Source organism: Mucilaginibacter sp., from assembly GCF_028288225.1.
Classification (GTDB): Bacteria; Bacteroidota; Bacteroidia; order Sphingobacteriales; family Sphingobacteriaceae; genus Mucilaginibacter.
In genome coordinates this window covers 24,526-36,819 of the sequence record NZ_JAQBOC010000094.1, presented here as the reverse complement: position 1 = coordinate 36,819, position 12,294 = coordinate 24,526, and the positions used below count along the sequence as shown (strand labels likewise).

Annotated in this window: 8 protein-coding genes; 7 read left to right on the top strand and 1 reads right to left on the bottom strand. The window is 40.1% G+C overall.

Features of this window, described 5'->3' with window-relative positions:
* The first annotated feature begins 22 nt into the window (after nt 1-22).
* Nucleotides 23-1,501: an alpha-L-fucosidase gene (locus tag JWQ54_RS27320; RefSeq protein WP_299591060.1), complete on the top strand. Its 1,479-nt coding sequence runs from the start codon at nt 23-25 to the stop codon at nt 1,499-1,501.
* Between the two features lie 4 nt (nt 1,502-1,505).
* Nucleotides 1,506-2,402 (top strand): SMP-30/gluconolactonase/LRE family protein, encoded by an 897-nt coding sequence (locus tag JWQ54_RS27315; RefSeq protein ID WP_299591059.1) that lies wholly within the window; start codon nt 1,506-1,508, stop codon nt 2,400-2,402.
* 46 nt (nt 2,403-2,448) lie between these two features.
* Here JWQ54_RS27315 and JWQ54_RS27310 read toward each other — a convergent pair whose 3' ends face one another.
* Nucleotides 2,449-2,631: a HigA family addiction module antitoxin gene (locus tag JWQ54_RS27310; RefSeq protein WP_299591058.1), complete on the bottom strand. Its 183-nt coding sequence runs from the start codon at nt 2,629-2,631 to the stop codon at nt 2,449-2,451.
* Nucleotides 2,632-2,920: 289 nt separating this feature from the next.
* Between JWQ54_RS27310 and JWQ54_RS27305 the strand changes: the two genes are divergently transcribed.
* The 5 genes from JWQ54_RS27305 (at nt 2,921) to JWQ54_RS27285 (ending at nt 12,291) form a co-directional block, all read left to right on the top strand.
* On the top strand, nt 2,921-4,501 hold the full coding sequence (locus JWQ54_RS27305) for a glycerol-3-phosphate dehydrogenase/oxidase (protein WP_299591057.1): 1,581 nt from the start codon (nt 2,921-2,923) through the stop codon (nt 4,499-4,501).
* 110 nt (nt 4,502-4,611) lie between these two features.
* Nucleotides 4,612-6,111, top strand: a complete 1,500-nt coding sequence (glpK, locus tag JWQ54_RS27300; protein WP_299591056.1) for a glycerol kinase GlpK — start codon at nt 4,612-4,614, stop codon at nt 6,109-6,111.
* A gap of 117 nt (nt 6,112-6,228) precedes the next feature.
* Entirely contained in the window at nt 6,229-6,957 is a 729-nt protein-coding gene (locus JWQ54_RS27295; protein ID WP_299591055.1) for an MIP/aquaporin family protein, read from the top strand.
* A 165-nt stretch (nt 6,958-7,122) separates the two neighbouring features.
* Nucleotides 7,123-8,727, top strand: a complete 1,605-nt coding sequence (locus JWQ54_RS27290) for a DUF6377 domain-containing protein (RefSeq protein ID WP_299591054.1) — start codon at nt 7,123-7,125, stop codon at nt 8,725-8,727.
* Nucleotides 8,728-9,165: 438 nt separating this feature from the next.
* Nucleotides 9,166-12,291 (top strand): TonB-dependent receptor, encoded by a 3,126-nt coding sequence (locus JWQ54_RS27285; protein ID WP_299591053.1) that lies wholly within the window; start codon nt 9,166-9,168, stop codon nt 12,289-12,291.
* Nucleotides 12,292-12,294: the final 3 nt, after the last annotated feature.

Below are 12,294 nucleotides of genomic sequence, written 5' to 3'. Positions count from 1 at the left end.
TATTCGGAAAATGAATCTATCGATGAAGAAACTATTTTTACCCGCTTTTTTATTGATCTGCAGCCTTGCTTTTAGTCAGCCTGCACCAAGACCATACGGCCCGTTACCTACAAAAGGCCAGCTAAACTGGCAGGAAACGGAGATGTATTGTATAATCCATTTCGGGCCGGATACTTATACCGATAAGGAGTGGGGATTTGGTGATGAAGAACCCGGAATTTTTAACCCGGTTCAATTTGATGCTATGCAGATTGTTGGAGCAGCAAAAGCAGGCGGCTTTAAAGGTATTGTGGTAGTAGCTAAACATCATGATGGCTTTTGCCTGTGGCCTACTAAAACAACTGAGCATAATATATCTAAAAGTTCATACAAAAATGGGAAAGGCGATATTTTACAGGAGTACCGGGATGCCTGTAACAAACTGGGTATGAAAATGGGAGTCTACTGCTCGCCATGGGACAGGAACAGTGCTCTTTATGGCAAACCCGAATATGTAACAGAAGTTTACCGCAAACAACTCGAAGAACTATATTCCCATTATGGGCCTGTATTTATATCGTGGTTTGATGGCGCAAACGGAGGAGATGGTTATTATGGTGGAGCTAAGGAAGTACGGAAAATTGACCGCTCAACTTATTACGGATGGAAAGATACCTGGGCAATTCCGCGCAGAATGCAGCCAAATGCTGTTTTATTTGGTGATGTTGGCCCCGATGTGCGATGGGTTGGCAATGAAAAGGGACATGCCGGTGAAACCTGCTGGGCCACCTACACACCGCATGCGCCTGATGAAGGTAAAGAGCCGGGAAATGGCTATACAAAAGATTATGAAGGAACCGAAGGCCACAGGGATGGCAAATACTGGATACCCGCCGAATGTGATGTGTCTTTGCGCCCGGGATGGTTTTATCATAAGGATCAGGATGAAAAGGTGAAATCACCGGATACATTGATGAGCCTTTATTATCAAAGCGTTGGAAGAGGAGCCTGCCTTGATTTGGGGTTATCTCCTGACAGGCGCGGGTTGCTATTTGAAAATGACGTTAACTCATTAAAGCAATTCGGCCAAATTTTAAAACAAACGTTTGCTGTTAACCTCGCTAAAGGTGCAACACTAAAGGCCAGTAATACAAGGGGAGGAAATAAAGTGAAATTTGGTGCTGCAAACCTGCTGGATAACGACCGCTACAGTTATTGGGCTACCGATGACAAAATAAAAACAACGGAGCTAACTTTGGATCTGCATCAAAATAAAACATTCAACGTTATTAGGCTACGGGAAAATATTAAACTTGGACAGCGTATTGATGCGGTTGCAATTGATGCATGGCAAGATGGAAAATGGCAGCAAATTGCATCTGCTACAAGTATTGGAGGAAACAGGCTTATCCGCTTACCAGGAGATATTACAGCAAATAAGGTTAGATTAAGAATAACCAAAGCTGCCGTTTGTATTGCGTTGAGCGATTTTGGATTGTATAAAGAAGCCAATAAAATTTAAGACTATGAAAAGCATTTTTAAAATATCAGCTTCAGTTTTATTACTGATTAGCTCAATCAATGTATTTGGACAGGAAACAGCTTTATACGATACCTTATCAAAACCACAGCTAATATCCAAACAGTTCAGCTTTACCGAAGGTGCATCGGTTGATAAAAAAGGCAATGTGTTTTTTACTGATCAGCCAAATAACAAGATCTGGGAATATAGTACGGATGGAAAATTGTCACTATTTTTAGATAGCGCCGGAAGATCAAACGGTACTTATTTTGATAAAAAAGGAAACCTGATTACTTGTGCCGATGAGCACAACCAGCTCTGGTCTATCAGCCCGGATAAAAAAATTAAAGTTTTACTGACCGATTTAGGCGGCCATTTAATGAACGGACCGAATGATATTTGGATTGATGCTAAAGGAGGTATATACATGACAGACCCTTACTATCAGCGGGATTACTGGACAAGGAAAAAGCCTGATCTTGACGGGCAAAAAGTTTACTATCTGCCAAAAGGCAAAAAGCAACCCATAATTGTTGATGCCAGCTTTAAACAACCCAATGGCATTGTTGGCACACGCGATGGTAAATACCTGTACGTTGCCGATATAGGCGATAATAAAATGTATAAGTTCACCGTCGAAAAAGATGGTAAACTAAGTAACCGCGAATTATTTACAGAACAGGGCGGTGACGGAATTACTCTTGATGAAAGGGGCAATTTATATATAAGTGGTAATGGGGTTTCTATTTATAATCCGCAAGGTAAAAAGATCGGTCATATCCCCATCCCCGAACCCTGGACAGCCAATTTATGCTTTGGCGGCGTAAATAAAGATGTTTTATTTATAACAGCATCGAAAGCTATTTATACTTTGAAGATGAACGTGAAAGGAGTGGAGTGATTTGATTTCGGAAGTCGGAATTTCGATTTCGGAATTTAGAATGGGTTTAAGCCCTTCTCAGCCTCAGCACAGTATCAGCAGTGATCCCGCGATTTCCTTTAATTATTTCGGAAACGCGGGTTTGAGGAATCTTGGTTTCTTTAGCCAATCTATAAGGAGTTATATTTAGAGGAATTAAGAATTCTTCCTGTAATATTTCCCAAGGGTGTATATTAGGTAGCTTTTCCATGAGTCTTTTTTATTCTCTCCTCTCGTGCATTTAACGCTTAAGCTAATGTTTTTATTTATTATAGCTTTATCCCTAGTGTTAAGTCAACAGTCTTAAATCAAATTTTGTCTTTTTCTGACTTAGAACTCAAGACTTTCGACTCAAGACTAAGCGTCAATTCATGATTGACACGACACTAGTATATACATTGAATTTTAGTTAATTAACTGTTACTATTATCATCTATATTTAATAATGCAATTCTTATTTTTAGATTTGAACTTAACCAATCCAACCTGATATAAAAATTGTGGTTAATACTGAACGTGAAAAATTAGTTGAAGCTATTACTGATCCGGACAAAATATGGGACGTAATAGTTGTTGGTGGTGGCGCTACAGGTTTAGGCACGGCGCTTGACGCTGCTTCGCGTGGGTATAAAACATTATTACTTGAACAGGTCGATTTTGCGAAGGGGACATCCAGCCGCAGTACAAAACTTGTTCATGGTGGAGTCCGTTATCTGGCCCAGGGAAATATCGGCCTGGTAAGAGAGGCATTATACGAACGCGGGTTGCTTTTAAAAAATGCAGCGCACCTTGTAAAAAATGAATCCTTTATCATCCCCAACTATGAATGGTGGAGCGGTGCATTTTATACCATTGGGTTAACCATTTATGATCTGCTTGCAGGTAAACTAAGTTTCGGGCGGTCAAAACATATTTCAAAAAAAGAAACTACTAGCAGGCTTCCCGGCATCCTGCAAAAAAAACTATATGGCGGTGTAGTTTATCATGATGGCCAGTTTGATGATTCCCGGCTTGCCATAAATCTTGCCCAAACATGCTTGGAGCAAGGTGCCACAGTGTTAAACTATTTCCGGGTAACAGGCTTGCTTAAAGAGGATAAAAAAATTGCCGGGGTTACAGCTAAAGACCTGGAGTCGGGATTAGTTTATCAGCTTAAAAGTAAAGCTGTAATTAATGCCACAGGGGTGTTCGTTGATGACCTTCTTCAAAAAGATGAACCTCATAAAAAGCCACTTGTAAGATCGAGCCAGGGCATACATATTGTAGTCGATAGCTCATTTATGCCAGGTGATGATGCCATTATGATCCCCAAAACAGATGATGGCAGGGTGCTTTTTGTTGTGCCATGGCATGGAAAGCTTTTGATCGGCACCACGGATACACCATTAAATGAACACAGGCTTGAACCCATAGCGCTAGAAGAAGAGATAGATTTTGTGATGAGGACGGTTGGTAAGTATTTAACCCGCGCACCTGAACGAAAGGATATCCTTAGCATATTTGCAGGCTTGCGTCCGCTTGCTGCACCACAGGAAGGGTCGGCTAAAACAAAAGAAATATCTCGTAGCCATAAGCTTATAGTTTCTGCATCAGGGCTTATCACTATAACGGGGGGTAAATGGACAACTTATCGCCGGATGGCCCAGGATACGGTTGATAAAGTCATTGAAACTGCTGGACTGCAACCCAGTGCCAATACAACAAAGGGACTGTCAATACACGGCAATAAAAAGGATGTTGACCGCAATGATCATCTGTATGTTTATGGAAGCGACAAGGAAGATTTGCTCGCCCTGATCAAAGAAAAGGAGGAGTGGGGAGAGAAGTTGCATCCACGGATGGAGTATATCCTGGCAGAAGTGATTTGGGCCGTAAGGCACGAAATGGCACGCACAGTTGAAGATGTATTGGCCCGCAGGGTAAGGATGCTTTTTTTGGATGCGAAAGCGGCTATTGATACTGCGCCTTTGGTCGCAAAATTGATGGCGAAAGAGTTGAACAGGGATAACGAATGGGAAAAAGCAGAGATTGCTGATTTTAATAATATAGCTAAGGGATATTTATTAATTGTTCACAGTTAATTTGTATTTTAACCCAACCAATTATAACCAATCTTCATGTACTTAGTTACCGTTAACTGTATCCCATACTTTTATCTATCAACTATGATCCATGAACTATGAACAACACAATGGAAGAAAGATACATTTTAGCTTTAGATCAGGGCACAACCAGTTCTCGGGCTATTATTTTTGATCACAACGGGCAGATTCGGTCTGTTGCCCAAAAGGAATTTACACAGATCTTTCCTCAGCCCGGATGGGTGGAGCATGACCCGAATGAAATTTGGTCGACCCAGGCGGGTGTTGCTGCTGAAGCTACCACCAAAATGGGTATTAACGGCAAAAGCATCAGGGCAGTCGGCATTACAAATCAGCGTGAAACCACAATAGTGTGGAACCGGGAAACAGGTATGCCGGTTTATAATGCCATAGTTTGGCAGGACAGACGGACATCAGAGTATTGCAGCCAACTGAAAAATGAAGGTCATACCGATTTGATCCGCTCAAAGACAGGTTTAATAATCGACTCCTATTTTTCTGCCTCTAAAATAAACTGGATCTTAAATAATGTTGATGGGGCCAAAGAATTAGCAAATAATGGAAAACTTGCTTTCGGCACTGTTGATAGCTGGCTGATCTGGAAGTTTACCCGCGGCAAAGTACACGTTACTGATGTTACCAATGCCAGCCGTACGATGCTTTATAATATCCGCACACAGCAGTGGGATGATGAATTGTTGAAAATATTCGGTATCCCCGCAAGCATGCTGCCCGAAGTAAAGCAATCAAGTGAAGTTTATGGTGAAACTGATACTACCATTTTTGCATCAAAAGTACCTATAGCCGGTATCGCCGGGGATCAGCAAGCCGCTTTATTCGGACAAATGTGTATCGATAAGGCTATGGTTAAAAACACTTATGGCACAGGGTGTTTTATGCTGATGAACATTGGCGGGACGTTTATCGAATCAAAAAATAATTTGCTGACAACTATTGCCTGGAAAATAAACGGAAAAATTCAGTACGCATTTGAGGGCAGCATATTTATAGGCGGTGCAGTAGTACAATGGCTGCGCGATGGGCTGGGAGTGATCAAAACCTCAGCAGACGTTGAAAAACTTGCTTTAAGTGTAAGCGACACCGGCGGCGTATATTTTGTCCCTGCTTTTGCAGGTTTGGGTGCTCCTTATTGGGAACCTGATGCCAGGGGCACTATAGTTGGGATTACCCGGGGCACAACAGCGGGCCACATTGCGCGTGCTGCAATTGAAGCAATTGCTTACCAAACGGTTGATGTTTTAAAAGCAATGGAGGCAGATGCCGGTTTAAAAATAAAAGAATTAAGAGTTGATGGCGGCGCAACGGCCAATAACTTACTGATGCAATTCCAGGCGGATCTGCTTAATTGTAAAGTAATAAGACCACAGATTGTTGAAACAACTGCGCTTGGCGCTGCTTATTTAGCAGGCTTGGCTGTGGGCTACTGGAACAATGTTGAAGAAATCCAACAACAATGGCAGTCGGAGCGGGATTTTATTCCTGTTAAAGATGCAGCTGTTGTACAGGAAGCAATGGACGGATGGAAAAGAGCCGTTGCTGCAACACAAAGCTGGTCGTCAAACTCGTAGAGACGCAATACTTTGCGTGTCTTTGCGTCTCTGGAAATACCAATGTGTAAATTATAATACTAACAAAGACGCAAAGTATTGCGTCTTCACGAGAATCATCTTAAACCAAAAATCAAAATGTCACCATTTATGGCCGAACTGATCGGCACCATGTTATTGATATTATTAGGCGATGGCGTAGTTGCTAATGTTTTACTAAATGATACCAAAGGTAATAATGGCGGCTGGATGGTTATCACCACCGCCTGGGGGCTTGCTGTTTTTGTAGGCGTAGTTGTTGCGGGGCCATATAGCGGTGCGCATTTAAATCCGGCAGTTACCATAGGGCTTGCTATTGCAGGTAAATTTGCATGGGGAAATGTATTGAGTTATATTTTAGCCCAAATGCTGGGTGCATTTTTGGGCGCATTTTTGGTTTGGATAATGTATTACGATCACTTTAAAAAAACCAACAAACCCGATGCTATTTTAGCCATCTTTTGTACCGGCCCGGCAATTCGTAATTATGTTTCAAATATTGCCAGTGAGATAATTGGGGCATTTGTATTGATATTTACTGTTTTCTATATATCAGGAGCACAGATTACCCCAAGTAAAACACCAATAGGCTTAGGGTCTGTTGGTGCGCTGCCCGTAGCTTTCCTGGTGTGGGTAATTGGCTTATCGCTGGGGGGCACTACAGGTTATGCCATTAATCCGGCCCGCGACCTTGGTCCCAGGATAGTGCATTTTATTTTCCCTATTAAAAATAAAGGTACCAGTGACTGGCGATATGCCTGGATCCCAGTTTTGGGCCCCATTGCAGGTGGCGCTATTGCAGCAATATTATACCTGCAGTTGAAATAAAGATAAATTGATGGTCAGTGATTTATGATTGAATATTTTTTATAATTTTATAAGGTAATCTATAATGACTAAATAAACTATAATGGCTAAAAATACATAGCTAATACTACCTTATTAACTAAATTGCTTTGCTATAAGAACCTTACCCAATTATAATACCCGTACATGAAACGAATCTTAGTTTTAGTTCCGTTTTTATTTTTGTTTCATTCAGCGTTCTCCAGCCAGGGTCATGATAGTCTTTTAATTAAGCTTAATAACACACTCGAGAAAAAGAAGGATTATGATGCCGGAAAATTAGCCCGGATTGAAAAATTACAACAGGACTTAAATAATGCCGTTAATCCCGATCTGAATTTTAAATACAATATTTATTTGGAGCTATATGAAGAGTATAAATCATTTAATTATGATAAGGCCTTTCATTACGCACAAAAACTTCAGCAAACAGGCGACGCGCTAAAAGACCCGGTAAAAATTGCTTACAGCCGCATAAAATTTGGGTTTATTTTACTTTCATCCGGGATGTTTAAAGAAACCTTTGACACGTTAAAAACTGTAAATGTTAAATTTTTGGATGATGAATCCCGTAAGGAATATTATTTTTTAACAGCCCGCACCTATTATGATCTCGCCGATTTTGATAAAGACAATTACTATACCCTTATTTATAATGTAAAAGCAGGGAAATATATCGATTCGGCTACAGCGTTATGTAAACCAAATTCCTTTGAATATATTTATTATATAGGTTTAAAATATATTAAAACGGGCAATACGCCGCAGGCCATCATCAATTTAAAAAAACTTATAAAAAATTATAAACTAACAGATCATCAGTTTGCTGTAACGGCTTCAACCCTTGGCGATATTTATATCAGGAATAAAGAACCGGATAGTGCAATTGATCTGCTGATTTCTGCTGCAATAGCTGATATAAGGTCATCAACCAAAGAAGCTGCCGCAATGACCACCCTGGCCCAATTGCTGCACAAAAATGGTGATGTTGAAAATGCTTATGTGTATATTAAACAGGCACTGGAAGATGCTATTGCTTATGGCGCCAGGCAGCGTAAAATCCAGGTTAGTGCAATTTTACCTGTTATTGCAAGCGAAAGGATAAATCATGTAGAGGAACAGCGGCGTGTATTGTTCTTTTATGCATCCTCACTTACAGTTTTGGCTATTATTGTAGTAGTGTTTGCTGTAATTATTTACAAACAACTGCGAAAGCTAAGATTGGCTGATAAAGTAATATTAGAGACAAATCATAACCTGCAAGAAAGTATTAACCAGTTAAACGAAGCGAATAAGATAAAGGAAGAATATATAGGTTATTACTTTAACCTGATATCAGAATATATAAATAAGCTGGAACGCTTTAAACGGTCTGTCGACAACAAGCTAACCACCAAACGATATGATGATATTGGTATAATTGTAAACAACATAAACTTAACCAAGGAGCGCGAAGAGTTGTTTATAAATTTTGATAAAGCTTTTTTAAAGATCTTCCCCAATTTTGTTACCGGATACAATGCTCTTTTTAGCGAAGAGAACCATGTTAAGCTATTACCCAATCAGTTGCTGAATACCGACTTACGGATCTTCGCCTTAATAAGGCTTGGGATCAGCGACACTGAAAAAATTGCGCACATACTGGAGTACTCTGTTAATACCATCTACAATTACAAAGCCCGCATAAAAGCTAAGTCGCTTATCACAAATGACGAATTTGAAGCTACAATTATGGCAATAAAAGCTATATAAACGCTTTATACCTGTTTATAAAAGGTTATACAGTGTTTATATTTCAATCAATTTATTTATAATTTAATTACCTGTAAATCAATTATTTATAATTGACGTGGCTTTATTTTTCTTTATATTTTGATTTTGAAATTAGCACCTGCGTGTTTTATATCCTCTCTTTGATTTGTCAATTACCCGAGGCTTAATAGTAAGCTGGGCAATTGACAAATTATAAACCAACCAACTTCCAAATCTTATTGTGTCATGAGAATGTATCAAGCATCCGGTGTGTTGTTTAAATATGTTTCTGTACAAGCATTTGTGCTGTATAAAAACGTCGCGGATAAAAAACGAGTCAGTACTTATTTGCCATCCGGCTAAACCTGTTACTATAGCTTTTAATGCTGTGTCCCAATTTAAAACCAATCAATTATTAAACTCAAATATTTAAACATTATGTATAAAAAACAATTACTAAAATTATTTTTTTGCTCCTTGTTTTTACTGTTATCAGGCTGGGCCTCGGCTCAAAATGTAACAGTAAGCGGTAAAGTTACCGACGAAAAGGGGCTGCCTCTTCCCGGTGTTACCATCAGTGTAAAGCAAACCCAAAACGGGACGAACTCCGATATTAACGGTAAGTATGCTATCAGTGTTAGCAAAACCGGTGTACTTGTATTTTCAATGGTCGGCTACGTGAAACAGGAAATTACTGTAAATAACCGAACCGAAATTAATGTGAGCTTAAATGAGGATAACCGGTTACTGAATGAAGTAGTAGTTATAGGTTACGGAACACAAAGACGTAAGGATCTTACGGGTTCTGTTTCTTCGGTAAGGGGCGAAACTTTTAAAGACCAGCCTATAACTAACCCGATAGCCGGCTTACAGGGCCGTACGGCCGGTGTCGAAATTGTTGAAAGCACGGGCCAGCCCGGCGCGCAGCCTTCAATCATCATCAGGGGCCTATCATCTTTAAATCAACCTAACCCTTTATACGTTGTTGACGGGATCAGGGTAAGCGATGCAAGCAATATCAATCCACAGGATGTTGCATCTATTGATGTTTTGAAAGACGCAAGTGCAGCCTCTATTTACGGTTCGGCGGCAGCTGGAGGTGTTATTGTTATCACCACCAAAAAAAGCAACAGCTCCACGCCTGTTATTAATTTTAGCGCCAGGTATGGCATAACCAAACCAAAGCTGGTTACCTTGCTGGATAAAAACGATTTTATCAAATTAGAAAATATTGTTAACCCCGCATTCTTTAGAAATGCAACACAACAGGGGATAGATACATTGGCCAATACCGATTGGGTACACACACTGTACCGTAACGGTACCGAGCAAAACTATAACTTTTCTGTAAACGGAGCGTCGCCTGTAGTTAATTACCTGTTATCGGGCTTTTATAATCAGCAAACAGGAATTTTTATCCGTAACTACTCAAATATAGGCGGTGCCCGGATAAACACAGATTACAAATTAGCAAAATGGATCACTATAGGCGAACAATTGGCACTTTCGCAGCGCATTACATCGCCGCTTGTAGGTAATGAAGCACAGATCCACAATGCACCATTTAGAACCCAGCCTATCATCCCAACCTATGATAAACGTGGTAACTATGGTATTGAGCCTACCGGATATAATGGTTTGTCGTTCCAGGGCCCAAACCCTTTGGGGGCTGTTAATTCAGCAAATGCACAGGATACCCAAAATAACATCCAGGCTAATGCTTACTTAGACATAAAGCTGCCATTACATTTGGATTTCAAAAGCACTTTCGGATATTCCTATTTCAATGAAAATACGGACTCTTTCCAAAATGCTTACAATTTTGGACCGGTTGCCCAAACAAATAATTCATTAACAAAACAAGCTGTTACAAGCACACAGCTTTTAAGCAATTATGTGTTAACGTATGATCAAAGTTTTGGCAAACACAACATAAATGCTGTAGTTGGTTATGAGCAGATCTCTGGTTCATACAACAACATCAATGCCGGTGAAACCTCTATCGGCTTACCGGGATATTCATTTGTACAGACTAGTAATTCAGGCTTATCACTAAGCGGACAGTATGATGCCAACAACCTCATCAAATCAGAGTTTGGAAGAGTAAACTATAATTATGCAGGTCGCTATTACTTATCAGGATCCATAAGGCAGGATGCTAATTTTACAGTATTTGGTCCTAATAAGCAAAAGGGTGTATTTCCGTCAGCATCGGCAGGCTGGAACGTAAGCGAGGAGCCTTTTTTCGCATCATTAAAAGATGTGTTTGGTTTATTTAAATTACGTGGCAGCTATGGTGTATTAGGAAATAGCAATTTAAGGGCTTATAGCTATACATCGTCTTACAATCAATTTACCACTAATGGCGGTCTTGCCTCCGGGGGACAAAATTTTTCACCAGGCGGCCCGTTGATCATCGCCAATTCTTCAAGCTCAATTCCTAACCCGAATGTGCATTGGGAAACTGTGCATGAAACTAACGTGGGGCTAGATGGTGAAACCTTTCATGGAAAAATGTATTTCACGGTTGAATGGTATAACAAAAACACCATAGGAATGCTTTATGCCCTACCATTGCCTCCAAGCGCAGGCTTTACCCAATCATATATTGCTAACATTGGTAAGGTAAATAATAGGGGACTTGATGTGTTGTTAGGTTTCCGTAATAAAGCAGGCGATTTTGGTTACGATATCAGCGTAACAGCAAGCTTTAATAAAAACAAAGTGACCAGTCTGGATGGTGTTGCAGCTGACGCGTTGTATGATGGATATAACTATTACAGCAATGGCGACCCTGGCTTTAATATAATGGCCGGTCAGAATTTAACCATTACTAAAGCCGGTCTTCCATTTGGCTCATTTTATGGCTACAAAGTGCTTGGCATATTTAAAACTGATGCCGAAGCGGCAGCCAGCGCTCAACCAAAAGCACATGCAGGCGACTTAATTTATGACGATAAAACAAAAGACAACAAAATAGATGCTAATGATCAGCAGGTAATAGGCAATCCTAACCCTAAACTATCATATGGTGCAAACATTCACCTTAACTTCAAAGGTTTTGATGTAGCCATGTTATTTCATGGTGTTGCTGGCGTGCAGCTGTTTAACGGTGTTAAAGCTTACAAGCAATATCCATTTGCTGATGGTAATACCAATAAGAATGTATTTAACGATTCGTTCCTTGGTTCAAACGGGCTTACCTCACAACCAAGGTTGGGTGTGGTAAATGCAAACGGAACCTTTACGCTCGATCCGAATAAAAACTACACAGCCCCAAATAGTTATTTTGTTGAAAGCGGCAATTATTTAAAGCTTAAAAATCTGCAGATAGGCTACACGCTATCAAACAGCATGCTGCAAAAAGCAAAGATCAAATCTGCAAGGATATTTGTAATGGCTAATAACGTATTTACCATAACCAAATATACCGGCCTTGATCCTGAATTGGCAGGTTCATTCACCACATCAGGTTATAGCGGCGTTACAACCAGGGGTGTTGATGCTGTATCGCAGTATCCGCAAACTAAAATTTATTCAGCAGGTATTGATCTAACTTTTTAATGT